At 70.2% G+C, this 25,047-nt stretch carries 19 protein-coding genes; 8 read left to right on the plus strand and 11 right to left on the minus strand.

The features are described from left to right. Nucleotide 1: 1 nt before the first annotated feature. The 5 genes from ACRDTB_RS14385 to ACRDTB_RS14405 form a co-directional block, all read right to left on the minus strand. A complete protein-coding gene (locus tag ACRDTB_RS14385) occupies nucleotides 2-799 on the minus strand; it encodes an ABC transporter ATP-binding protein (RefSeq protein WP_431430726.1) in 798 nt (265 codons plus the stop codon). After that, nucleotides 792-2,513 (minus strand): hydantoinase B/oxoprolinase family protein, encoded by a 1,722-nt coding sequence (locus tag ACRDTB_RS14390; protein ID WP_431430727.1) that lies wholly within the window; start codon nucleotides 2,511-2,513, stop codon nucleotides 792-794. The genes ACRDTB_RS14385 and ACRDTB_RS14390 overlap by 8 nt, the downstream gene beginning before the upstream one ends. After that, nucleotides 2,510-4,642, minus strand: a complete 2,133-nt coding sequence (locus ACRDTB_RS14395; protein ID WP_431430729.1) for a hydantoinase/oxoprolinase family protein — start codon at nucleotides 4,640-4,642, stop codon at nucleotides 2,510-2,512. Before ACRDTB_RS14395 ends, ACRDTB_RS14390 begins: the two co-directional genes overlap by 4 nt. Continuing rightward, nucleotides 4,639-6,801, minus strand: coding sequence for an acetate--CoA ligase family protein (locus ACRDTB_RS14400; protein WP_431430730.1), 2,163 nt, complete (start codon nucleotides 6,799-6,801; stop codon nucleotides 4,639-4,641). The genes ACRDTB_RS14395 and ACRDTB_RS14400 overlap by 4 nt, the downstream gene beginning before the upstream one ends. Nucleotides 6,802-7,302: 501 nt before the next feature. Further along, nucleotides 7,303-8,292, minus strand: coding sequence for an HpcH/HpaI aldolase/citrate lyase family protein (locus ACRDTB_RS14405; protein ID WP_431430731.1), 990 nt, complete (start codon nucleotides 8,290-8,292; stop codon nucleotides 7,303-7,305). A gap of 115 nt (nucleotides 8,293-8,407) precedes the next feature. On the opposite strand from ACRDTB_RS14405, the gene ACRDTB_RS14410 reads away from it, so the two are divergent. From ACRDTB_RS14410 to ACRDTB_RS14420, 3 genes are all read left to right on the plus strand, one after another. Further along, entirely contained in the window at nucleotides 8,408-9,214 is an 807-nt protein-coding gene (locus tag ACRDTB_RS14410) for a glycosyltransferase family 2 protein (protein ID WP_431430732.1), read from the plus strand. Between the two features lie 107 nt (nucleotides 9,215-9,321). Beyond that, nucleotides 9,322-9,729 (plus strand): YciI family protein, encoded by a 408-nt coding sequence (locus ACRDTB_RS14415; protein WP_431430733.1) that lies wholly within the window; start codon nucleotides 9,322-9,324, stop codon nucleotides 9,727-9,729. An 8-nt stretch (nucleotides 9,730-9,737) separates the two neighbouring features. Continuing rightward, nucleotides 9,738-10,883: an RNA polymerase sigma factor gene (locus tag ACRDTB_RS14420; protein WP_431430751.1), complete on the plus strand. Its 1,146-nt coding sequence runs from the start codon at nucleotides 9,738-9,740 to the stop codon at nucleotides 10,881-10,883. A gap of 51 nt (nucleotides 10,884-10,934) precedes the next feature. Here ACRDTB_RS14420 and ACRDTB_RS14425 read toward each other — a convergent pair whose 3' ends face one another. The 4 genes from ACRDTB_RS14425 to ACRDTB_RS14440 all read right to left on the minus strand — a co-directional run bounded on the left by ACRDTB_RS14425 (nucleotide 10,935) and on the right by ACRDTB_RS14440 (nucleotide 17,225). Continuing rightward, entirely contained in the window at nucleotides 10,935-13,487 is a 2,553-nt protein-coding gene (locus tag ACRDTB_RS14425) for an AMP-binding protein (protein ID WP_431430735.1), read from the minus strand. A gap of 126 nt (nucleotides 13,488-13,613) precedes the next feature. Then, the gene (locus ACRDTB_RS14430) at nucleotides 13,614-14,642 is read right to left on the minus strand and encodes an ABC transporter ATP-binding protein (protein WP_431430736.1); all 1,029 of its coding nucleotides are present in this window, start codon (nucleotides 14,640-14,642) and stop codon (nucleotides 13,614-13,616) included. Beyond that, a complete protein-coding gene (locus ACRDTB_RS14435; RefSeq protein ID WP_431430737.1) occupies nucleotides 14,639-16,207 on the minus strand; it encodes an ABC transporter permease in 1,569 nt (522 codons plus the stop codon). Before ACRDTB_RS14435 ends, ACRDTB_RS14430 begins: the two co-directional genes overlap by 4 nt. A 7-nt stretch (nucleotides 16,208-16,214) precedes the next feature. Continuing rightward, complete coding sequence (locus tag ACRDTB_RS14440) at nucleotides 16,215-17,225, minus strand: iron ABC transporter substrate-binding protein (RefSeq protein WP_431430739.1); 1,011 nt, start codon at nucleotides 17,223-17,225, stop codon at nucleotides 16,215-16,217. A gap of 177 nt (nucleotides 17,226-17,402) precedes the next feature. Between ACRDTB_RS14440 and ACRDTB_RS14445 the strand changes: the two genes are divergently transcribed. After that, a complete protein-coding gene (locus tag ACRDTB_RS14445; RefSeq protein WP_431430740.1) occupies nucleotides 17,403-18,563 on the plus strand; it encodes an MFS transporter in 1,161 nt (386 codons plus the stop codon). Nucleotides 18,564-18,581: 18 nt separating this feature from the next. Here ACRDTB_RS14445 and ACRDTB_RS14450 read toward each other — a convergent pair whose 3' ends face one another. After that, nucleotides 18,582-19,433 (minus strand): nitroreductase/quinone reductase family protein, encoded by an 852-nt coding sequence (locus tag ACRDTB_RS14450; RefSeq protein WP_431430741.1) that lies wholly within the window; start codon nucleotides 19,431-19,433, stop codon nucleotides 18,582-18,584. Between the two features lie 419 nt (nucleotides 19,434-19,852). Between ACRDTB_RS14450 and fadE16 the strand changes: the two genes are divergently transcribed. From fadE16 to ACRDTB_RS14470, 4 genes are all read left to right on the plus strand, one after another. Then, nucleotides 19,853-20,968 carry an Rv1679 family acyl-CoA dehydrogenase gene (fadE16, locus tag ACRDTB_RS14455; RefSeq protein ID WP_431430742.1) on the plus strand — a complete coding sequence of 372 codons (1,116 nt, stop codon included), beginning with the start codon at nucleotides 19,853-19,855 and terminating at the stop codon, nucleotides 20,966-20,968. A 21-nt stretch (nucleotides 20,969-20,989) separates the two neighbouring features. Then, nucleotides 20,990-21,802 carry an Rv1680 family SBP-like protein gene (locus ACRDTB_RS14460; protein ID WP_431430743.1) on the plus strand — a complete coding sequence of 271 codons (813 nt, stop codon included), beginning with the start codon at nucleotides 20,990-20,992 and terminating at the stop codon, nucleotides 21,800-21,802. Then, complete coding sequence (locus ACRDTB_RS14465) at nucleotides 21,796-22,788, plus strand: Rv1681 family radical SAM protein (RefSeq protein ID WP_431430745.1); 993 nt, start codon at nucleotides 21,796-21,798, stop codon at nucleotides 22,786-22,788. Before ACRDTB_RS14460 ends, ACRDTB_RS14465 begins: the two co-directional genes overlap by 7 nt. Before the next feature lie 266 nt (nucleotides 22,789-23,054). Next, the gene (locus ACRDTB_RS14470; protein WP_431430746.1) at nucleotides 23,055-23,735 is read left to right on the plus strand and encodes a glutaredoxin domain-containing protein; all 681 of its coding nucleotides are present in this window, start codon (nucleotides 23,055-23,057) and stop codon (nucleotides 23,733-23,735) included. Here the strand turns inward: ACRDTB_RS14470 and ACRDTB_RS14475 are convergent. Next, a partial coding sequence (locus ACRDTB_RS14475; RefSeq protein WP_431430747.1) for a hypothetical protein occupies nucleotides 23,710-25,047 on the minus strand: 1,338 nt, incomplete at its 5' end. The two genes, ACRDTB_RS14470 and ACRDTB_RS14475, sit on opposite strands and share 26 nt — an antisense overlap.

Here is a 25,047-nt window from a genome sequence, read left to right on the forward strand (position 1 = left end):
GTCATCGCAACGCTCCCCGCTCGGTATCCTCCAGATCCGCGCGGAGTGCCTCCCACAGCTCGTGCGCGAGCCGCTGCGGCTCCCCCGACTCGAGTCCCAGTTCGACGACGTTGCGGGGCCGCGGGATGGGCACGTCCATTTCGAGCTTCACGGTGCCCGGCCGACCGGAGATGACGACCACCCGGTCCGAGAGCGCGATCGCCTCGCGGAGGTCGTGCGTCACGAAGACGACGGTCTTGCCCGAGCCCGACCAGATGCGCAGCAACTCCTGCTGCATAACGGCTTTGAGCTGCGCATCGAGGGCGCCGAACGGCTCGTCCATGAGCAGCGTCGTCGGGTCGTAGATCAGGGTACGGATGAGCGCGGCTCGCTTGCGCATACCGCCGGACAGCTCCCGCGGGTAGTGCTTCTCGAAGCCGGTCAGCCCGACGCGATCGATCTGCTCCCGGATCCGCGCGGCGCGTTCGACCTTCGGAACCCGCTGGATCTGCAGCGGGAGCTCGGTGTTCTCCCAGACGGTACGCCACGGTAGGAGGGTGTCCTTCTGGGTGAGATAGGCGACCTGTGTGTTGATCGCGGTAATCGGCGTGCCGCGGTAGTGAACAGATCCGCCCTCCGGGCTGATCAGTCCGGCCGCCAGGTTCAGCAGCGTGCTCTTCCCACACCCGGAGGGACCCAGCAAGCTGACGAACTCGCCCTCCTGCACCTGTAAGTTGACGTTCCGGAGCACTTCGACCTCTGCGTCGTCCTTTGTGAACGACTTGTCGACCGCACGCCATTCGAGGTTGAACTCACTCATGAGCGCTCCTGAGGGCCTCGGTCGCCTCGGTGTTCAGCTCGAGCGTCGCGGGGTCCACGACGACGCCGTACTCCCGCCGGGCGTAGTCGACCGAGATCTTCTCGTTCCGCACATCGAGGGCCACGGCCTCGGGCTCGCGCAGGAACGGGTCGCCATAACCGCCGGAGCCGGGCGTGACGTAGAGGACGCGGTCGTGCTTGTTCATGTTCAGTACGAACTTCGCCGGCAGTCGCTCCTCGTCCGCGGAGCCGGAGTTCTTGACGTTCTTCGAAAGCGTGCCGTCCTTGCCGCCCAGGACCCCCCATGGCGCGTGCAGGAAGCGGTCGGAGCGCTGCTGGAATATCACGTCGTCGACCAACAGCTCCCACTCACGCATCAGCGCGAGGCCACCCCGGTACCTCCCGGCACCGCCGGAGTCGGGCACGAATCCGTACTTGTTGATCCGAACCGGGAACTCGGCCTCCACGACTTCGACCGGCTGGTTGGACAGGTTCTGGCCGGGGTTCACCAGGCCCTCGACCCCGTCCTTGTTCGGCCGGCCGCCCCGGCTGCCGCACACGACTTCCTGCAGGATGAACCGTTTCCCGTCCGGCTGGCTCCCGGAGATGCGGCTGGAGCAGTTTCCCCCCTCGCTGGCCGCGGGGATCTTCTCGGGAAGCGCGACCGCGAACGCCCCGAACAGGGCGTCGTCGAGTCGGTGCCCGGTGACACCTCGGGCGGCGCAGGCGGCCGGGTACGTCGCGTTCACGAACGAACCTTCCGGCGCCACCACGGTCACCGGCCGAAACGCCCCGTCGTTGTTGGGAGCGTGGCGCGGCAGGATGCTGCGCAGGACCGTGTACACGGCGGACAGAGTCCACGCCATGACGGAGTTGATGGCGCCCGGAGTCTGCGCCGAGCTGCCGGCGAAGTCGATCTTCAGGTCGTCGCCGGAGACGGTCAGCTCAACCTGGATCTTGAGTGGCTCGCCGGTCACCCCGTCGTCGTCTACGTAGTCGGTGAACGAGTACGTCCCGTCCGCGATGCTCTGGATCGCGCCTCGGCACAGCCGTTCGCCGTAGTCGATGAGCTCGTTCCAGTACAGGTCGATCATTTCCCGCCCGTACTTGTCGAACATCGCCCGGACCTCCCGCTCGCCGATCCCGCAGGCGACGATCTGGGCCCGAAGGTCGCCCATCAGCATTTGCGGCAGCCGGACGTTCTTGCGGATGATCGACGTGAGCGCCTCAGCCTCCACTCCGCGCTCGTACAGCTTCAGTGGCGGGATTCGCAGGCCCTCCTCGTGAATGCTCTTGCTGTCCGCGGCCATCGATCCCGGCACCCGGCCGCCCACGTCGATGTGGTGTGAGCAGTGGCAGGCATACGCGACCAGCTCGTCTTCCCAGAAGATCGGCTTGACCAGGTAGATGTCGGGAAGGTGGGTGCTGCCTTCCCACGGATCATTGGTGATCACGATGTCGCCGGGTTCGAGCGTGTCGCCGAACTTCGCCCGCACGGCTTCGATCGCACCGGGCATCGCGCCCAGGTGGTGCGGCATGGCAACGCCTTGGGCGATCATCCGGCCGTCCCGATCGCAGAGGGCCGCGGAGAAGTCCATCAGATACTTGATAGACCCCGAGTACCCGGTGCGCCGGGTCGTGATCATCATTTCGTCCATCACTGCCGACAGCGCGTTGTTCAGCAGTTCCAGTGTCACCGGATCGGTCTTGGTCACTGGTCGTCGCCTCCAACTCGCGCCATGATGATGTTGCCCGCGGCATCGAGGCGAGCCGTCCAGTCCGGTGGAATCAGCGTCGTGGAATCCAGTTCCTCCACGACGCACGGGCCACGGGTGCCGTCCGGATCGAGGAGCGACCGGTCGAGCAGGACCGTGGTCTGCAGGTAGCCGATTTCCCGGCCGAAGTACGCCTTGCGGATCTCCTCGTCGGCCGGAGCGGCTCCGGCCGACGCCGACAGCTTGCGGCGCATCGCGTCGAACGGAAGTCCGCGCCGCTGGACGGTGACCACCCGCACGCCGGCCAGCTCGACTTCGCTGTCAAGTGCGTGGTGACCGTAGGTTCGCTCGTGCTCGGCATGGAATGCGGCGACGATGCCGTCGGTGGTGATGGCCTCCAGCGCGTCGTCTTCGGCGTGTATCGGAATCTCCAGTTCGAACCGTTGTCCGACATAACGCAGGCTCAGCGTGATGTCGGTGGCTATCGCCTGCTTCTCGTGCTGCTGGAGGAACTCCCGGACATTCGCGCGAGCCGCCGCGATGATGGACCGCAGCGATGAGCTGGGCAGCTCGCTCAACGGCTCGCGAATGCTCAGCGCGTGGTGATGGGTGGCATCGGCGCCCAGCAGACCGACCACGCTGAACACGCCCGCCCACTGCGGGACGATCACCCGACGCATGCCCATCGCGGAGGCGATCTCGGCACCGAACAGTGGCCCGTTCCCGCCGAACGCGAGGAGATCGAAGTTGCGCGGGTTGCGGCCGCGCTCGACCGATACCGCCTTGATGGCGCGGATCATGTTCGCGGCCGCGATGAGGTAGACGCCGTGCGCGGCCGACTCGATCGGCTCCCGGAGGCGGGCGGCGACCTTCTCCTCCATCGCGCGGCGGGCCAGTCCGGCGTCGATGTCGACAGTTCCACCCGCGATGCTGCGCTCGTTCACGTAGCCGAGGACCACGTTGGCGTCGGTGACCGTCACCTCCTCGCCGCCGCGGGCGTAGCAGATCGGGCCGGGCACCGAACCGGCACTCTCCGGTCCCACGTGCATGCCGCCGGCCTCGTCGAACCAGACGCACGAGCCGCCGCCGGCGCCCACCTCCGTGAGCTTGATGACGTTCGACCGGACCGGATACCCGCCCGCACCAAGCAACTCGTTGCCGAACGACATGTCCCCGCCGACTTCGAGCTGCGGGCTGTAGCTGATCGCGCCGTTCTCGATCGTGCTCGCCTTCGCCGTCGTGCCACCCATGTCGAAGGTGATGAGATCGCCGTAGCCGACCGAGTCGGCCAGCGCCTTCGCCGCGATCACCCCGGCTGCCGGCCCGGACTCGATCATCAGGGCGGGCTTCTGCCGGGCCGGGCCGACCTCCATCAGCCCGCCGCCTGAGCCCATGACCGAGAATGTGCCGGCGAACCCCAACCCGCGCAGGTTCGCGTCCAGGTTCAGCAGGTAGTTCCCCACGATCGGCATCACGTAGCTGTTCACCACGGCCGTGCTGGTTCGTTCGTACTCACCGATTTCCTGGAGCAGCTGATGCGACAGGGTGACGTCGAACTCACCGTGGTGCTGCTCGATGAGCCGGCCGAGCGCCAGTTCGTGCACCGGGTTGACATAGGAGTTGATCAGGCACACCGCCAGCGCCTCGATGCCGGCCTCGGACAGCTTGTCGAGCAGCTCCGTCGCGTGCTGCTCGTCCAGTTCGACCAGCACGTCGCCCTGGCCGTCCACGCGCTCCCGCACCTCGAGGCGCCACTGACGTTGCACCAGCGGGGGCGGCTTGTCGTACTGCAGGTCGTAGAGCCTGGCGGCTTGGATGCGACCGATCTCCAGGACGTCCCGGAAACCCTCGGTGGTGAGCAGTGCGGTCCTGGCGCCCTTGCCCTCGAGCACCGCGTTCGTGGCGACCGTCGTCCCGTGGTTCAGCTGGCTGATCGTCTCGGGCGGCAGGTCCAGCCGTGCCAGCAGCTCGCCGATCCCGTCCCGAATCGCCACCGAGTAGTCGTCCGTTGTGGACCGCACCTTGACCACGTCCACCTGGCCGTCCGGGCGAACCAGGACGATGTCGGTGAACGTGCCGCCGATGTCGACGCCGACCAAGGCTTCCGCGCTCGTCGCGTTCGCTGTCATGGCCGGCCCACCTCGGCAGGTTCCCGGACCCGTTCGTCGCTACCGACGGCAAGGGCGTCGACCGCCCTGACCCCCGATCCTTCCTCGCCCACCAGCAGCGGGTTGATCTCCAGTTCGGCCAGCGACTCGGGCTCTCCCGCGAAGATCTCACTGAACCGGACGATGGTGTCGGCCAGCGCGTCCACGTCGCATCGCGGCCGGCCTCGATGGCCCTCCAGCAGCGGTGCCCCGTTCAGCCCGCGGATCATCGCGTGCGCGGTGCCCGTGTCCACGGGTGCTGGCCGGAACACTCGGTCGCGCAGGAGTTCCACCAGGATTCCGCCGGATCCCAACATGACCACCGGACCGAAGATGGGATCCCGCACACCACCGAGAATGACCTCGACCTCGCCGGCGACGAACTCCTGCACCAGCAGCCGGGGTGGTTCCCCGCGCCGGTCGAGAAGATCGGTCAGATCCTCGTATGCCTGCCGAAGTTCCGCACGATCCGCGATCCCGACACGGACTCCGCCCAGCTCGGTCTTGTGCGCGACGCCCGGCGAGTGGATCTTGACGACGATCGGGAAGCCGAGCTGCTCGGCGGCCGCCACGGTCGCCTCCCAGTTCTCGGCGACCATGCTGCGTGCGACCGGAATCCGCTCGGCGCCAATGCTCTCCAGCAGGTTGTCCGGCCGCAGCAGAGCGCTGGTTCCGGCGGCGGACTCGGCCTGCGGTGGCCCGGTGATCATTCGCGGGAACGCGGCCGGATCGGCTTCCCGGATGCGGCGCCGATACAACTGCCGTAGAGCTCGTGCGCACTTCCTCGGTTCTTCGAAGACCGGGATGCCGGCGTCCAGGAGGATCTGCATGCCGGAGTCGTCGGCAGTGGCCTTGCCAGCCGTTTCCAGATCTCTTGACGATGCCCAGAGAACCACGATGGGCGTCTTCGTCGTCTGCTGGGCGGCGACGATGTTGCGGGCGATCCCGACCGCGTACGGCCCGGAAGCCGACGGGGTGATCCCGATGACCGTGAGGTTCACGTTCTCGTCGCGGTCGTACGCGGCGATCATGTCGCGTAAGGTGTCGCGCTTGATGTGACCGGTGATGTCCGCGGGGTTCGCGGCGCTGCCGAAGCCCTGCAGGATCTCCTGCAGGGTGTCGACAGTCGTCTGGTCGATGGACGCCAGGGTGAGCTCCTCGACGCCGCAGAGGTCGGCGAAAAGGGAGTTCAACCCGCCGGAGTTGCTGAGCACGCCGATGCCGCCGTGCCCGCTCATGCCGCCGGTCGAGGCGATCAGGCTGCCCGTTTGCCACAGCTCGTCGAGGTCGTTGACGCGGACCACGCCGGCCGCCTCGAAGCAGTCGTCGTAGATGGCGTCGTCACCGGTCAGCGACCCGGTATGGCTGGCGGCCGCGGCCGCTCCCTGGCTGGTCCGGCCGATCTTCAGCGCGAGCACCGACTTGCCGGAGTCGGCACCCCGCTGGGCGGCCTCCAGGAATCGCCTACCGTCGCCGGGCAGCAAACCCTCGAGCAGCACGCTGACCACGCGCGTTTGATCGTCGTGGTCGATCAGGTATTCCAGAAAGTCCACTATGGTCAGATCGGCCTGGTTCCCGACGGTGGCGATCTTTCCGATCCCGACGTGGTGCTCGTGGGCCCGGGCGAGAACGGAGTTGAAGGCCATCGCGCCGCTCTGCGACACGATGGAAACGTTGCCGGGCCGTAGTCCGGACAAGTCCCAGGCCAGCGAACTGGCGGACGCGAACACCCGCTCGGTCACGTTCGCGATGCCGAGGCAGTTCGGCCCGGAGAAGCGGATTCCGTACTCGCCGGCTATCGCCAGGATCTCCCGCTGCAGGGCGGCACCTTCGTCGCCTCGCTCGGCAAAGCCGGCCGAGACGATACAACAGGCGGGAACGCCTTTCTCACCGCATGCTCGCATGATGTCGGGAATGATCTCGGCCCGGACGACGAGCACCGCCAGGTCGACCGGCAGCGGCACGTCCCTGATGTCGCGGTAGGCCTTCAGCCCCTGAACTTCCTCGTACTTCGGACTGACCGGAACGATGTGGCCGGTGAACCCGGCGCGCACCAGGTTCCGGACGACCCGGCCCCCGTATCCCCCGTAGCCAACGTTCTCGGAGGCGCCGACCACGGCCACGGTCTGAGGATTGAACATGCTTGAAAGGGATGCCTGATCGACAACCTGCATAGAGGTGCTTCCTCTCCAGAGCCGACTACCGCACGTCAAGATGTAATGGGAGAGTTCGGGCCGGGATTTCCAACGAGCCATGTTCGGGCTCGTTGTCAGAATGGCCGCCTACTTGTGCCGCACACGGCTGCGCAGGTGCGGTTCGACGGTCGCACGCCGCGCGGACGAACCCGGCGCGTACCTGTGTGGTCGATCAGAGGTGCACGGGCTTCGACTTGTCTCCTGGCTGCCGTCCGAGCGGGCAACCGTCGAGTGGGGACCGCGGAGGGTGGCCGACCGGTCCGAGGTCGTCCGCCTCGTTGCGGGTGTCGACATCTGCCACCCTCCCCTTGCCGGCGGCGTCGGCTGGACTCACCGGACGACCAGAATACAGCAGTCTTCTATATACTATATTAGTTCAGTGACTTGTCAAGGCCCTCACCTGGGCAAACTGGCCGCATCAACGTCGTGTCTGGGCCAGGCGGTTGATCAAACTCCCGCATGCGCCGTGTCCTTGCGCGCTATCGCGTCGGCCCGCATCAAGATCAGGCGGGCACGCTTGGCCGTGGGGATGTCGATCATCTTGCCGTCCAGAGTGGCCGACGCTCGCCCGCGCGACTCCGCTTCCTCGTATGTGGTGATCACCCGGCGGGCATGGTCGATCTCGGCCTCATCGAGTGAGAACTCGCGGTTGAGGATCGGGATCTGGTCCGGGTGAATGGCCGTGGACCCCTTGAAGCCGAAGCTCTTGGCGTCGCGGATGGTCGATGCCCAGGCGTCCAGGTTGGTATAGTCGGCGACATTTCCGAGCCGGCCATGAGCCTGAATTCCGGCGTGTGCCGCGACCATGACCATGCGTGCATTTCCGTAGAATCGCTCCCTGCCTTCGGCGGTGGGCTCGATTCCCAGCTCGAGTGTGACGTCCTCCGATCCGAATGTCATGGAGACGATACGTTCACTGGCCGTGGCAATTGACACCGCGTTCGTCAGTCCGACGGCGCCTTCAACCGGCAGACCTAGCTGCAAGGTGCCGAGCGGAAGTCCTGCCTTCAGTTCTCGCTCCGCGATCAGCGCATCGAGAATCATTACCTCCCGGGCGGATTCCACCTTCGGGAAGAAGATTCCGGTCAGACCCTGACAAACCACGGCATCGAGGTCGCGGACCGCCAGTTCGAACGGCTTGTTGACACGGACGAGAATATCGGCTCCCCCGCGACCGACGTGCGAAATCGCCTCCCTGGCCATTTCTCGCGCCGCGGCCTTCTCATCATCGGGAACCGCATCCTCCAGGTCGAGCATCACCGCATCCGCCCCGCGCAGGTGCGCCTTCTCCACGAAGCGCGGAACATTCGCCGGCACTATGAGAGTCGACCGACGAACGAGGGTCATGGCATTCGCGACCCGCTCGGACCGGTACGCCAGCCGCTGTCCCTCACGGCGCGACGCCCAACCACTGTCCTGCCCGAGATCGTTCTGCACGTAGAACCCCCTCGTTTGTCCGACTAACAGTATATTATAGTGTCTGCTCGGATAAGGCCAGGCATTCCCGCGTACTCGGCAGGAGCGGTGCCGGCCCGCGTGGCAGAGTGGCCGGATGCCGCTGGTTTCGGTCATCACCCCGACGCAGGCGCACAACGCCACCCACGTCAGGGCGCTGTGGCGTTCGCTGGAACGCCAGGTGCTCGCGCCGGGTTGGGAGTGGGAGTGGCTGGTCCAGGAGGACGGGACCCAGCCGGCCGTGCGCGAGTCGCTGCCCGACGACCCGCGCATCCACTACGACGCGCTCGGCGTGCAGCTCGGCGGCGCCGCGACCCGCAACACCGCCCTCGCCCGCGCCCGCGGCGACCTGATCGCCGGGATGGACCACGACGACTACTACCAGCCGGGCGGGCTGGCCATGCTCGTGGAGCCGCTCGCCGACGATCCGGCGGTGGCGTGGTCGTGCGCACGGATCGAATGGCGCAACCCGGACGGAACCACCTGGGTGAAACCAGACGTGTACCCGCCGGGCCGGATCGAGCCCGGCAGCATCGCCGAGACCTTTGTGCGCAGCAACGACTTCCCGTTCCCGGCCGCGATCACCACATACCGGCGGTTGCACCTCATCGCACACGGCGGCTGGCCCGCCGTGGCCCGCTCCACCGACGCGGCGCTCCTGGCCGCCTTCGCCACCCGATGGCGCGGCGTATGGGTGGACCGGGTCGCCGCCACCTACCGCCGCTGGCCGGCCCAGCACACCGTGCAACCCGCCGACATCGCCATCCGCGACCTCCCCCACGTCCGTGGAGCGATCGCCCAGCGCCTGGCCGCCGAGCACACGCTGGCACGGCAGGTCTCCTCGACCTCCCCCGGCACGACGAGTCGGAGCAGTGCCCGCCGACCTGCCCGGGACACCGTCTGAAAACCGTCCGAAAAAAAATGGGGCGGTGATGTCGAGACCCCGTGACCGGCTCCGTCCCCGCGGTGAATGCGACCAGAATGGGTCGCACCAGCACTAGGAGAACCACGATGGCCAAGTACCTGCTGCTCAAGCACTACCGCGGCGCCCCGGCTGCCGTCAACGACGTGCCGATGGACCAGTGGACGCCGGAGGAGATCTCGGCTCACGTGAAGTACATGAGCGACTTCGCGGCTCGGCTCGAGGAGACCGGCGAGTTCGTCGACGGTCAGGCGCTCGCCCCCGAGGGGACGTTCGTCCGGTACGACGGCGAGGATCGCCCGCCGGTCACCGACGGCCCGTTCGCCGAGACCAAGGACCTCATCGCCGGCTGGATGGTGATCGACGTCGACAGCTACGAGCGTGCGATCGAGCTGGCCGGGGACCTGTCGGCCGCCCCCGGGGCGGGCGGGAAGCCGATCCACGAGTGGCTCGAGGTGCGCCCGTTCCTGACCGAGCCGCCCACCATCACGGAGTGAGCTCTCAGGTGAACGAGGTCCTGCTACGGAGCCTCACGCCGAGCGTGCTCGGGATCCTCGTCCGCCGCGGAGCCGACTTCGCGGCGGCCGAGGACGCCGTGCAGGACGCGCTGGTCGAGGCGCTCCGCGTCTGGCAGGCCGACCCGCCGCGGGACCCGAAGGGCTGGCTGGTCACCGTGGCTTGGCGCCGGTTCCTCGACGCGACCCGGGCAGACGCCGCCCGGCGTCGGCGTGAGGATCTCGTCGATGAGGAACCGGCGCCCGGGCCCGCGCCAGCGGTGGACGACACGCTCCAGCTCTACTTCCTGTGCGCCCACCCGTCGCTGACGCCGTCGTCCGCGGTCGCGCTCACGCTGCGCGCCGTCGGCGGGCTGACCACCCGCCAGATCGCCCAGGCCTACCTGGTGCCCGAGGCGACCATGGCGCAGCGCATCAGCCGGGCCAAGCGCACCGTCTCCGGTGTGCGGCTCGACCAGCCCGGCGACGTCGCCACCGTGCTGCGCGTCCTCTACCTGGTCTTCAACGAGGGCTACTCCGGGGACGTCGACCTCGCCGCCGAGGCCATCCGGCTCACCCGGCAGCTCGCGGCCGCGATCGACCACCCCGAGGTGGCGGGGCTGCTCGCCCTCATGCTGCTCCACCACGCCCGGCGTGCCGCCCGGACCACGCCCGACGGCAGCCTGGTGCCGCTCGCCGAGCAGGACCGCGGCCGGTGGGACACCGAGTCGATCGCCGAGGGCGTCGAGATCCTGCAGGCGGCCCTCGCCCGCGACCGGCTGGGCGAGTTCCAGGCCCAGGCCGCCATCGCGGCACTCCACGCCGATGCGCCCACCGCCGAGGAGACCGACTGGGTGCAGATCGTCGAGTGGTACGACGAGCTCGCGCGCCTGACCGACAGCCCGGTCGTCCGGCTCAACCGCGCGGTGGCCGTCGGCGAGGCCGACGGACCACGCGCCGGGCTGGCGGCGCTCGCGGCGCTGGACGACTCACTGCCCCGCCACGCCGCGGTGGCGGCGTACCTCCACGAGCGCGACGGCGACCTGGCGACGGCGGCACGGCTGTACGCCGAGGCGGCCCAGAAGGCACCCAACCTCGCCGAGGTCGGCCACCTGACGCGGCAGGCCGCCCGGCTCAACACCCGCCGGTCTCGCTGACGGTGTCGCTGGTCGAGACCAGCCGCACGACGCGTCGCGGCTCGCCCAGGCTCATCGACGAAGAGCCGTCGAGGTCCGCGGCCACTCCCCCCACCGAGCAGACCGCAGGAGGTCGCGGGCGCCGCGGGTGGCCGCTTCGGCTCCGAGCCAGATCACGATGCCGATGGTCAGGGCGATGCCGGTCGCCAGCCACGAGCCGACGGCCACCGGCACCTGCGGGATCAGCATGTAGTGGGTCAGGTAGATGTAGAGCGACGCGCTGGCGACCAGCCCGATCGGGCGGGCCAGCAGCCGGGGCAGCCGCGTCCGCGGGATGAACAGCACGGCGGCCAGTCCGACGAGCACGACGCTGTTGCGCCACGGGTCGGTGAAGTAACCGAACATCATCACCACGGCGGCGGCCAGCACCAGCAGTTGTTCGGTGACGGTCCGGGTCCGCTGGGCCAGCCACCCGAGCGCGAACACCCACAGCACCTGATGCGTCAGCCACCACAGGACCGCGCCGGGCGGCAGGAACCCGACCAGGCGCAGCACGCACCCGGCGGCCAGCACCAACAGCGGTAGCGCGAGCCGGTGCCGCTGGTCGAACCGGCGCACCGCCGGCACCGCGAACAGCAGGCTCAGCGCCAGCAGGATGTGCACCAGCACCTCGATGTACCAGTACGCGATGGTCCACGGCTTGCCGACGTAGCCGCTGACCAGCAGCGCGCTGACCACGCCGGTGTCCCACTGGCTCGTGGCCCGCCACGCGATCCAGAGCATGCTGGGCACGGCGACGCGCAGCATGCTGCGCGCGATGCGGCGGCTCGGCGCGCCCTCGGCCTCTCCACGCGGCACGCAGAACCGTCCGAAGCTCCAGCCCGCCAACACCAGGAGCAGATGCGCGCCGCCCATCAGGTGGTACAGGCCCAGGTGGGTGCCGATCACCAACAGGATGGCCAGTGCACGCAGGACGATGCTCGTCTCCACCGCGGCGAACAGACCGCGCCGGGGCGCGCGTCGCTCGAGCTCGGCCACCGTGGTCGTCGGCCACGTCGCGGGCAGGTCGCCCAGCAGGCGTTCCAGTCGCAGTGCGGCTTGCACGTAGTGGAGGGAATCCCCGCCCAGACCGACGAAGGTGTCGTCGTCCCGCACGGTCGCGGGTTCGAGGTGCAGCACGCGGGCGTACACCCGGCGGACCGTCTCGCGCCTTCGGACCCGCGGCGTCACGACCGGGGGAACCGCGGCTCGCAGGGCGGGATAGTCGACCTTGCCGTTCGCGGTGCGCGGCAGCTCGGGCCGCGCCAGCACCAGCACCCGGTCGTCCGGCAGTCCGAGCTGCCGCGCGATCCGCCGCCGCACCACCTCGGGTTCCGTCTCGGGCTCCGTCTCACTGGACGCCTGTGGGGTTTCGAGTCCGATGACGAGCCGTTGGTCGTCGCCGGTGCAGGCGGCGCGCAGGCCGCCGGCGGCCAGGCCGCGCTCGAGCCCGTCGAGGTCGACCCGCAGGCCACAGATCTTGACGAAGCGGCTGACCCGTCCGGTGATCTCCCACAGCCCGTCCGGCCCGCGCCGCGCGAGGTCGCCGGTCGCCAGGACGTCCGCCGTGCGGCCCGCGGCGAGGTCCGCGGGCGACGTGGCGTAGCCCAGCATGACGTTCGGCCCGCGGTAGAGCAGTTCGCCCTCGTCGCCGCCACCGGCGATCTCGAACGACCCGCCGGGGATCGGCCCGCCGACCGCGTCCGGCCGCGTGGCCGCCAGTTCGGGGTCGAGGTAACCCATGCGGGCCGTCGCCTCGGTCTGGCCGTACATCACGAACAGCCGCCAGCCGTGCCGCCGCCCGAGTTCGGCGAACGCCCGCACTCGCTCCGGCGCCAGCTTGCCACCGGCCTGCGTGACGTAGCGCAGGCTGGGCAGCGCGAGGTCGGCGAACCCGCTGCTTTCCAGCAGCTCGAACGTGTACGGCACGCCGTGCAGGCTGGTACCGCCGTGGGCGCGCAGGAACTCCCAGAAGTCCTCGTCGACCACCGAGGCGTCGGTGAGCAGGAGCCCGGCGCCGGCCAGCAGGTTGCTGTTGATCACCGACAGGCCGTAGCAGTACTGCATGGGCAGCGTGGTCGGCGCGCGGTCGTCCGGCCGGATGCCGAGGTACTGACCGATCGCGCCGGCGTTGGACTGGAGGTTCTCGGCGGAGAGCCGCACCAGCTTGCGCGAGCCCGTCGACCCGGACGTCGAAAGCAACACCGCGAGCTCGGGATGCGGCTCGTGGGCCGATTCACTGCGCCGGACCTCGAGCCCGGACGCGCCCGCGAGAACGTCCGGGTCGTAGGCCGCCGCCAGTTCCCGCGACGACGCGGGGTCGTCCGCACCCGTCAGCACGATGGGATGCCCGCCGGCCAGCGCGGCGAGGTAGGTCACGAGTGAGTCGAGGTCGTTGCGGGCGGCCAGCAGCACCAGTTTGCGCCCGGACCCCAGCTCCGCGGCGACGGCGTCGACCCGGTCGGCCAGCTCGGTGTAGGTCAGCACACCCTGCGAGCCGGCCACCGCGATTCGCCCGCCGTGCGACCGGAGCTCTCGGGCGAACGGGACACCCGTGGTGGCCGGCAGGCTCAGCTCAAGGCTCACGGTGATGATCTCTCAGGGTCGGCCGCGTCAGCTCCCCTCCCCGCAGGTGAGCATAACCTAATGAAGGTAAGACTAACCTACGATCAAGCGCGAGTTGTAGACCTTGGAGCTGATCCGTCGCCGGGGTCACGCGGCCGGATAGGCGACCCCGTGGCCGTCGACCTTGATGCGGACCTCGCCGTCGACGGCCGACGCACGGTGTCCGGCGATCCGAGCGGTGACCGGCACCCGGTCCGGCAGCACGTCGAGCCGCACCGTGGCGTCATGGCCGAAGTAGCTGACGTCGCGGATCCGGGCTGGCACACCGTCGTCGCACAGGATCAGCTGCTCGGGCCGCAGCAGCAGCCGTGCGGAGCCTTCGGTGGTGGCGGACACGACCGGCACCGGCCCGAGGACGCACTCGGCGACGCCGTCGCGCACGGTGGCCGGCAGCAGCACGGCCTCGCCGAGGAACCGCGCCGTGTCGGTGTCGGCCGGAGTGCGGTACAGCTCCGCGGGCGGCCCGAACTGTGCGAGCCTGCCGTGCCGCATGACCCCGACCTGGTCGGCCAGCGAGAGAGCTTCGGCCTGGTCGTGGGTCACCAGGATCGCGGTCGCCGCGGTGGCCAGCAGCGCGCCGCGCACCGCTCGCCGGGTCGACTCGCGCAGGCCCGCGTCGAGCGACGAGAACGGCTCGTCGAGCAGCACGACGGCCGGTTCGGGAGCCAGCGCGCGGGCCAGCGCGACGCGTTGCTGCTGGCCGCCGGAGAGCTCGTGCGGGTGGCGCCGGGCGAACTCCGCGGGCAGCCCTACCAGGTCGAGCAGTTCGCTCACCCGCTTCCCGGCCCGCCGCTGACGGCGCGGCAGGCCGAAGGTGATGTTCGCGGCGACCGACAGATGCGGGAACAGCGCGCCCTCCTGCGCGACGTAACCGACGCGTCGGTGCCGCGGTGCGACGGTGCGGCGTGGTCCGAACACCTCCTGCTCGCCGAACGCGATGGTCCCGCCGTCCGGGTCGGCGAAACCGGCGATGAGCCGCAGCAGCGTGGTCTTCCCGCAGCCGGACGGGCCGAGCACGGCGGTCAGGCTGCCCTCGGGGACCCGCAGGTCGATGCCGTGCAGGACGCGCGTCGAGCCGAAGGCCTTGGTCAGCCCGGCGACGGTCACCTCGGTCACGAAGACGCCTCCCTGTTCAGCTGCCGGGTCAGCAGGTACGTCGCCGGTGCCGAGATCAGCACCATGATCGTCGCGTACGGCGCCGCGGCGGCGTACGCGACGCTGCTGCTGTGGCTCCAGAACTGCGTCGCCAGCGTGACCGTCCCGGTCGGCGCGAGCAGCAGCGTCGCGGTCAGTTCGGTCACCACCGCGAGGAACACCAGCGCCGCGCCCGCGCCGAGGCCCGGCGCGATGAGCGGCAGCGTCACGCGCCGCAGCACACCGACGCGGTTGTGGCCCAGCGCGGCGGCGACGTCCTCCAGCACCGGAGGCGCCTGCGCGAGGGATGCCCGGAGGCTGACCATGGCTCGCGGGATGAACAGCATCGCGTACGCCGCGATCAGCACCGACGTGGTCTGGTAGAGGTCCGGCAGCACGCGGATGACGATGGTCACCAGGGCGAGCGCCACGACGATCCCGGGCAGCGCGCTGCTGATGTAGGTGGCGCGCTCCGTGGCCGTGCTGAGCCACCCGCGGCGGCGGATGCTCAGCCAGGCGATCGGTATCGCGGCGGCCGTGGTGACCGTCGCGCCGACCAGCCCGAGTCGCAGCGACGTCGCCGTCGTGTCGGCCAGCAGCCCGATGTCGAAGTCCGCCGAGCTGCCCGTGGCCATCCAGTACGCCAGGCTCGCGACCGGCACCCCGACGGCCAGCAGGACGAGCACGGTGAGCAGTACCCATGCCGGTGCCGCGAAGGCGCCCAGCCGCGTCCGGACCATGACCCGGGCCGCCCCGCTGCCGGTCCGCGCGTAGCGGGTGCGGCCGCGCAGCCCCAGCTCGGCGACCAGCAACACCAGGCAGCAGAGCACCAGCACGCTGGCCAGCATGTTCGCGGCCGGGCCGCTGAACGTCGACTGGTACTGGTCGTAGATCGCCGTGGTGAAGGTCGGGAACCGCAGCATCTGCAGCGCGCCGAACTCGGCGAGCAGGTGCAGCCCGACCAGCAGGCAGCCGCCGAGGATCGCGGGCCGCAGCTGCGGCAGCGTGCAGCGGACGAAGGCCCGCACCGCGCCGTGCCCGAGCGTCTGCGCGGTCTCCTCCAGCGCCGGGTCGAGCCCGCGCAACGCGGCCGCGACCGGCAGGTAGACGAACGGGAAGTAGGACAGCGTGACGATCAGCAGCGCGCCGCCGTACCCGGTCGCCGACGGCACCAGCGACACCCACGCGTAGCTGTTGACGAACGCCGGGATGGCCAGCGGCGCGACCAGCAGCACGGACAGCACTCGCCGCCCCGGCACGTTCGTGCGTTCCGTGAGCCATGCCGCCGCGACGCCGAGCACCGCGCAGGCGACCATCGCACCGACGGCCAGCCGCGCGGTGTTGCCGAGCAACTCGCCGACCCGCGGCCGGAACACCAGCGCGCTGGCCTGATCCCAGCCGATCTCGATGGTGTAGCCGACGACGAACCCGAGCGGGAGCAGCGTGACGAGAGCGACCAGCGCGCCGATGGAGGTCATCCCCCACGCGCGGCCGCCGTGGTCCTCCCGCCGGAGTTCGCGGGTGGATGGCGCGCCCGCCTTCGTCACGCGCGGCTCACAGCAGTCCGGCGTTCTGCATCAGCTCGACCACCTTCGGGCCGTTGAGCTTCGCCACGTCGATCTCCGGCGCGTCCAGCTCGGCGAGCGGCTTGAGCTTCGAGTTCGGCGCGACGTCGCTGGCGATGGAGTACTCCAGCGCACCGCCGTCGGACATGATCTGCTGCCCGGCCTCGCTGGTCAGGTACTTCACCAGCCGCTGCGCGTTCTGCTGGTCGTCGCTGGCCTTGACCACGCCGATGCCCGAGACGCTGAGGAACGCCCCCGGGTCCTTGCCGCCGAAGTACTTCAGCTTGGTGTTGGCACTGTTCTTGCCGGACTCGGCCTGGTCCTTGTACCAGTAGTAGTGGTAGATCACCCCGGCGTCGATCTCGCCCGCGTTGACCGCCGTCATCGTCGCGATGTTGTGCTCGTAGATACCCGCGTTGGTCTTCAGGCCGGACAGCCACTTCGCGGTGGCGGCCTCGCCCTCCACCTCCAGCACCGCGCTGACGATGGCCTGGAAGTCCGCGCCCGCGGCGGCCACCCCGATCCGGTCGCGCCACTCCGGCCGCGCCAGATCCATGATCGACTTGGGCAGCTCCGCCTCGGTCAGGGCGTCGGTGTTGTAGACCAGGACGGTCGCGCGGGCGGCGAACCCGGTCCAGTTCCGGCTCGACGGCACGTATTCGGTGGGCACCTGCGCCACGGTGGCGTCGTCGAGCCTCGCGAAGCCGCCCTCGCTGTCGACCAGGCTCATCGCCGGCGAGTTCTCCGTGGCGAACACGTCCGCGGGCGACGCATCGCCCTCCTGCACGATCTGGTTGGCCAGCTCGAAGTCGGCGCCCTGCCGGAACTCCACCCGGATGCCGGTCTCCTCGGTGAAGCCGTCCACCATCGACCGCATCAGGTCCTCGTGCTGCGCGTTGTACAGCGTCAGCACCGGCCCGTCCCCGGCAGCGTCACCGCACCCGGCGGTGAGCAGCGCCAGGCCGGACACCACCGCGACCCATCGTTTCGACCAGCCCATACCCACTCCCTTTCGACAACCACGCGAACCGGACACCGCACGCAAGAATGTAGGTAAGGGTAATCTAACTTCCGCGATTGTCGATCTGCGGAGCCGGTTCGACCGAGCTGTCAGCATCCGCGGGAACACTGGGCCATCCCAGGCCGGTGCTTGTCGAGGAGATGGCATGTCGCGATCGTGTTCGACGGTTACGACCTCATCGTCTACGGGTCGGCCGTGCCCGCGCTGCTCGCGCAGCCGGGGTGGGACCTCACCCCGGCCGAGGTCGGCGCCATCGGCAGCTATGCGCTGCTGGGCATGCTCGTCGGGGCGATCAGTGCGGGCTGGCTCACCGACGTGCTCGGCCGCCGGCGGTTGTTCATCGGCTGCCTCGCCTGGTTCTCGCTGATGATGCTGGGCGCCGCGCTCGCTCCGGGACCGGAGATGCTCGGCGTGTTCCGGTTCCTCGCCGGGCTCGGCTTCGGTGGCATCGCGCCGACGGCGATCGCGCTCGTGGTCGAGGTGGCGCCCGCCGCGCGGCGGAACCTGCTCAACGCCGTGATGCTCGCCGGCTTCCCGGTCGGCGGGGTGCTGGCGGCGATCCTCGCGGTCGGGCTGCTCGAGCCGTACGGCTTCCGGCTGCTGTTCGGACTCGGCGTGCTGCCGCTGGTGACGCTCGTGCCGCTGGCGTTGTGGCTGCTTCCGGAGTCACCGCAGTTCACCCGCGCCCGCACGCGTCCCGCCAACCCGCTGCGTGGCGACGTGGCGACGTCGGCGCTGCTGTTCGCGGTGGCCAACTTCTGCGGGTTCCTACTGGTCTTCGGGCTCAACACGTGGCTGCCCCAGCTCATGCGGCTCGCCGGCCACGACCTCGGCTCGGCGCTCGGGTTCCTGCTGGCGCTCAACGTCGGCGGCGTGCTCGGCGGCCTCGCCGGCTCCGGGTTGGCGGACCGGTTCGGCGCGCGCTGGGTGGCGACCGTGCTCTTCGTCGTGGCGGCGGGCTCGCTCGGGCTGCTCGCGATGCCGCTGCCGATCGTGCTCGTGTACCTCGTGGTGGCGGTCGCGGGCGCCGCGTCGGTGGGCAACCAGATCGTCGTGTACGGCTACGTGGCCACCCACTACCCGGCCGGCTTCCGGGCGACCGCGCTCGGGTTCACGTCCGGGATCGGCAGGCTGGGCGCGGCTTCGGGCCCGCTGCTCGGCGGGTTGCTGATCGCGGCCGGGTTCGGGCTCGGCGCGAACGTGGGCGTGTTCGCGGCCGTCGCACTCCTCGGCGCGGTCGTCTCGGCGTGCGTGCCGCGCCTCGCGCGCCGGGTGGCGCCGCCGGTCGCGCCCCTCGGCCAGATGCAGTACGGATGACTTCTCCCCGCCACCGCACTAGGAAGTGATCGCGTCCAGCACCGGGATCAGGTGCCGCTCCTCGTGGTCGAGGTGGTCCTCGAGTTCGGTGGTCAGCCGTTCCACCTCGGCGAGCAGCACCGCGGGCTCGACGGGATCGGCACCGTGATCAGCACCGTCGGCGAGGAGGGTCTGGAGGTCGTCGAGCAGCCGCGCGATCGTCCGGTGCTCCGCGCGCAGCAGGGCCAGGGGCTCGGCCAGCTCGGGATGCCGCTCGTCGAGGGTGGGGAACATCGTCTCGTCCTCGATGGTGTGGTGATGGCGCAGGCCCTGGCACACGGTGAGGCAGTTGATTCGCAACTGTGCCCCGATGCCTGGTCCGGACTCCGCGACCTCCTTGCGGATCAGCGCGAGCTCGCGGCGAAACGCGTCGTGGATCGCCTTGAGTGCCGCGCCCATCGACGCCGCGCCCACGTTCGGCGGGCCGGGGATCTCGTGCAGGGCCACTACCGGGATCACCCGAGTGATCTTGGCCTGGTAGTCACCCCACCCCGGGTCGGCCTCGGCCGCACGGGCGAAGATCCGGTCGCGCTCGGCGCCGTCGACGACGACGGCTCGGGCGTCGTAGGTGAAGGCCCCGTCCTCGACTGTCACCCGCGGCTGGGCCACCAGGTTGTGGAACCAGTCCGGATGCCGCGGCGCGCCACCGGCCGAGGCGATGACCAGGATCCGGTCGCCGTCGGGTAGGTAGCCGACCGGTGTGGTGTGGCGGGCGCCGGTCCGCGCGCCGGTGGTGGTCAGCAGGATCAGCCGGGCGCCCTCGAACAGGCCGACCCGGCCCTGGTTGGCGCGAAACTCGTCGACGATCTGCTGGTCGAAATCCGGGGGCATGCTCTTCTTTCCTATCAGGACAGTCTCTTGTGGACAGCATGAATCGACGGGCGGCGCGACCTCATGGCACGCCACAACCCGTTCACTGACAAGGGAAACCGGAGACACGAAAGCCACAACTGGCATCGCGTGAAGAAGAAGAGAGGGGCGGAGCCCTGGCCCGCCCGGCCATCACGTCGTGGCCGGGAACCTCACTAGCTCATGGCGCTTGGCCGACCCGGCAGTCACGAGCCGACACTAACACAGCGGCACATGACCGACTACTGGGTTGACGTCGTCGCGCGAGGTCGCCTGCCACGTAAGCAGTCCGTAAGGCGTCGGCGAATTGTGCGGCCCCGGTCGATGCACTTGCATGGTCCGTGTCGAAAGGAGTGCGACGACCCTTCGAGAAACCTCCCCCTGACCGAAAGGGAAAACCCGTGGACCTCTCCGCACGCCTCGAACCGGTGCTCGCCGTGACCGGCGAGACCGCACGCGCGGTCGATGCCGACGCCAGGTTCCCCGACGAGGCCATCGCCGCGCTGCGCGAGTCCGGCCTGCTCGGGCTGACCCTGCCCACCGACGTCGGCGGGCTCGGTGGCGGGCCGCGCGAGCTGACCGAGGTGGTAGGCGCGCTCGCCGGGGCGTGCGGGTCGACCGCGATGGTCTACCTGATGCACGTCAGCGCCGCCATGTCGGTGGCCGCGGCACCCCCGCCCGGGCTGCCCAAGCTGGTCGAGGAGCTGGCCGGCGGGCAGGTGCTGGGCTCGCTGGCGTTCTCCGAGCCCGGCTCGCGGTCGCATTTCTGGGCGCCGGTGTCCCAGGCTTCGCACGACGGCGCCGATGTGCGGTTGCGGGCTCGCAAGAGCTGGGTGACCTCCGCCGGCCACGCCGACGTCTACGTCACCTCGACGCTGACGCCCGGGGCGGACACCATCGACGTGTTCGCCGTGCCGGCGGGGCATCCGGGTGTCGAGGTGGCCGACCGGTGGCACGGGCTCGGCATGCGGGGCAACGCCTCCTCCCCCATGACCTTCGACACGGAGGTGCCCGACGGGTACCGGCTCGGCGCGGCCGGCTCCGGGTTCGACCTGATGCTGCAGACCGTGATGCCGTGGTTCAACCTGGGCAACGCGGCGGTCTCGCTCGGCCTCGCCCGCGCGGCGGTCGATGCCGCCGTCCGGCACACCAGCGCCGCGCAGCTGGAACATCTCGACCAGAGCCTGTCCGCGCTGCCCACCATCCGCGCCCAGCTGGCCAGGATGTCGATCCAGCTCGCGGCCACCGACGCCTACCTCACCCAGGCCGCCGCACGGATCGCCGAGCCGGCCGAGGACACCGTGCTGCACGTGCTGGGCATCAAGGCCGCGGCCAACGACGCGGCACTGTCCATCACGGACGCCGCGATGCGGGTGTGCGGCGGCGCGGCGTTCTCCGAGCACCTGCGGATCGACCGGTTCTTCCGGGACGCCCGGGCCGGCCACGTGATGGCCCCCACGGCGGATGTGCTGTACGACTTCTACGGCAAGGCGATCACCGGACAACCCCTGTTCTAGAAGGCCGTCCTGGGAGGCGATGTGAACAAGCCGCTGCTGGTGGGTGCGGTTGCCTACACCCCGAACGTGGTGACCATCTGGGAGGGCATCCGCGACTACTTCGCCGGTGGCCCCGCGGAGATGGACTTCGTGCTGTTCTCCAACTACGGCCGGCAGGTCGACGCGCTGGCCGACGGCACGATCGACATCGCCTGGAACACCAACCTGGCGTGGGTGCGGACGGTCGCCCAGACCGACGGCGACTGCCGCGCGTTGGCCATGCGGGACACCGACACGGTGTTCCGCACGCTGTTCGTGACACGCTCGGGCAGCGGGCTCGACGGCCTGGCGAGCCTGCGCGGCCGGCGGCTGGCGCTCGGCTCCAAGGACTCCGCCCAGGCCGCGATCCTGCCGGTGCACTACCTCGGCCAGGCCGGGCTCGGACCGGACGAGGTGACGCTCGTACGGATCAACAGCGATGTCGGCAAGCACGGGGACACCGGGCGCAGCGAGCTGGACGCGCTGCGCGCGGTCCTCGACGACCGGGCCGACGCCGCCGCCATCGGGATCAACACCTGGGAGGCGATCGGCCGCGACGAGCTGATGCCGGGCGCGTTCGAGGTGCTCTGGACCTCGCCGGCCTACTCGCACTGCAACTTCACCGCTCTCCCCCGGCTGACCGACGACCGGGCGACCCCGTGGGTCGAGCAGTTGCTGGCGATGGACTGGGACAACCCGGACCACCGGACGATCCTGGAGATGGAAGGCCTCAGGAAGTGGGTCCCGCCCCACCTGGACGGCTACGCCTCACTGTTCGAAGCGGTGCGGGAACAGCAAATCCCCGCACGATGGTGAACCACCGGTGGGTGCTCGACCTGGTCGAGCGGATCGGCGCGGTCGCACGCGGCGCCACCGTGTCCGTGCCGGTCGACCCGGCCGATCCCGACGCGGTCGCCGCGTGGTGCGCGCGCACCGGCAACGAGCTGGTCGAGGTGCGCGACGGCGTGGCGACCGTGCGGCGGGGCCGGCTGCCCGACCCGATCGCCGAGCTGGACCCGGCTCAGGTACCCGGCACCCGGGTGTGGCTGTACACCAACTTCGACTGCAACCTCGCCTGCGACTACTGCTGCGCACGATCCTCGCCACAGGCGGCCCGCCGCGCGTTCGGCGCCGACCGGGTGCGCCGGCTGGCCGCCGAGGCCGTCGACGCCGGCGTCACCGAGCTGATTCTCACCGGTGGCGAGCCGTTCCTGCTGCCGGACATCGATGAGCTGGTGGCCACGTGCACCGCCGCGTTGCCCACGACGTTGCTCACCAACGGAATGCTCTTCCGCGGCCGCCGGCTGGAGGCGCTGCGCCGCATGGACCCCACCCGGCTCGCGCTGCAGATCAGCCTCGACTCGGCCACCCCGGAGCCGCACGACCGGCACCGGGGCCGCGGCAGCTGGGCTCGTGCCGTAGCCGGCATCCGCACCGCGCGCGAGCACGGCTACCGGGTACGCGTGGCCGCCACCCTGCCGCCCGAGCAAACCCCGCAGCTGCAACCGTTCCACACGTTCCTGGACTCGCTCGGCGTCGCCCGCGAGGACCAGGTGATCCGCGCGCTCGCCCACCGCGGAGTGGCCGACCACGGCCTGGAGCTGACCCTCGAGTCGCTCATCCCGGAGGTCACCATCACCACCGACGGCGTCTACTGGCACCCGGTCAGCGCCGACCACGACGACCAGCTCGTCACCAGAGACATCTTCCCGCTTCGCGCCGCCATCGACGAGGTACGCCGGCGGTTCACCGAGCAGCGCGCCCGCGCCACCACCGCCGCACAGTGGTTCCCCTGCGCCTGAGCGGTCCGCGTCTGGGCTTCCGCCACGCGCAGCCGTGTGGGGGGTGAGGAGGCCGTCGGCGACATCGACCAGGTCGGCTCCGATCACGTCGGCCGGTGCGAAGATGGTGGCGTGGTGGCCTTCCAGGCGGCTGGCCCAACCGGTGGTGAGCCCGGCGCGGTGGCGCCGTGACAGTGAAGGCGACGACACGAGGACGGACACGGACCATGCCGACTTGATGGCCGTGCACACCGGTCATCGCCCCACCAGAGCATCATGAAGGCATCATGACCGCACAGCACGCCACCACCGTCTACTGGCGCCCCGGCTGCCCGTACTGCTCGCGGCTGCTCGGCGACCTCGGCCGGACCGGCCTACCCATCCGCAAGGTCAACATCTGGGAGGACCCCGCCGCGGCCGCGACGGTCCGTTCCATCGCCAACGGCAACGAGACCGTGCCCACCGTCGTCATCAGCAACCACACCGGCGACCACGGGATGGTCAACCCCCGCGCCGCCGACGTACTCGACGCCGTGCGCGACCACGCGCCGGACCTGCTCGACGACCTCGACCCGAAGGACATCGCGGCCGCCGCGACCGGACCCTGGTGGGCCGGCCTGGTGGTCACCCTCGCGGTGACCGTCGGCTGGTTCGTCGCGGCCACCGGCAACCCGACCACGACCTACCACTTCGCGCCGGCCCTGGTCGCCGCGGCCTGGCCGGTCGGCCGGCGACTGCGGGCCGGGCGGGCCCTACCCGTCGGCACCGCGCTCGCGACCACCGCGGGCAGCGCCGCCCTCGCCGGCGTCACCACCCTGCTGCTCGCCACCGGAGACGCGCTGGCCGGCCCCACCCTGTTCGGCATCCCCACCGCACTCACCGAAACCCTCGCCAGCATCGCGACCGGCACGGTCGTCGGCGTCGGACTCGCGATCGCCGGAATCACTGGCCGCCGACGGCGACCGTGACAGTGAACGCCATCAGCACCACCAGGGTCCACACCGCGGGCGCGGAGCTCTCCAGCGCCGCGCGACGTGCGGCCACCCGTGCGGACAGCGCCGCGCTGCGCGGCAGCCACCACGGGTCGTAGCGGACCTCGAGCAGGTAGAACGTCAGCCCGAGGCCGGTGCCGTACGCGAGGTGGCCGACCAGGCTGGGAAAGGTGCTCGCGACCTGATCCGCGTTCCACGTCGGATCACCGCCGAGAAACACCGGCAGCAGGGTCAGTGCGCCGAGCACCCACCACAGGAAGCCGTACGCGGTCCCCCACCCCAGTGCGGACGAGGCGTCGTGAGTCTGCCTGCGAAACAGCAGGCCGTACGAGGCACCGATGATCAGCGAGATCATGAGGTGCACGATGAGCCCGGTCGTCGCGGAGCTGGCGCCGACCAACCCGGCGACCGTGGGGAAGAACCCGATCTGCGCCATCACCACGGTGAACAGGAGGCCACCGACGCCACCGGCGACCGCACCCCGGCCGACCGCGCGCAGCGTCCTGGCACCGACGCCCTCGTCGGTCGCGGCCCGCTCGACCGGCGCGGTGAACAGCAGCCGCCAGGACCGGTCCACCCAGTTGTACCCCAGCGCGACGGCCACGCCGAGCAACAGGTACGCCGGCAGCGTGGGAAACACCCGCCGCACCGCCTCCGCCGACCAGGCCAGCTCCCCCCGCTCGACCAGCGGCACGATCGTCAACCCGAGCACAGTCCACAACAGGAAGCCGTAGCCCGCACCGCGGACCAGCGACGGCCCGGACGCGTCCGGCGCGCGCGGGTACAGCACCGCGAAGCCGACGCCGGCCACGATCCCCAACCCGAACACCGCCGCCGCGACCATGCCCCACGGCCGCTCCATCATGGTCGAGGAGACGGCGAGCGGCCCGAAGCGCTCGCCGACGACCAAGGTGAGCAGCAATGCCGGAATCACCCCGGCGACCACACCACGCACCAGCAGACCGACGCCGAGGCCCCGCGGCGCCGGGCCGCCCCGCCGCAGGAAGGCGAGAACGAAACCGACCGTCGCGCCGTAGAGCAGGTGTCCGATCAGGCTCGGAAACGCGTCCCGCGCACCCGCCGCGGTCCAGCTCAGCTCGTCCCCGAGCAACAAGGGCAACAGGGTCAGCGCGCCGAGGTACCACCAGAACATCCCGTAGGCCAGGCCCCAGAACACCGTCTCCCCCGCGCCGGCGCTCTGGTGCCGAACCAGCACACCGAACAGCGCGCCGACGACCACCGAGATCACCATGTGCACCGCGAACCCGGCAACCGCGGACTCGACCCG

It is taken from the genome of Actinophytocola sp., from assembly GCF_050699935.1.
Taxonomy (GTDB): Bacteria; Actinomycetota; Actinomycetes; order Mycobacteriales; family Pseudonocardiaceae; genus Actinophytocola.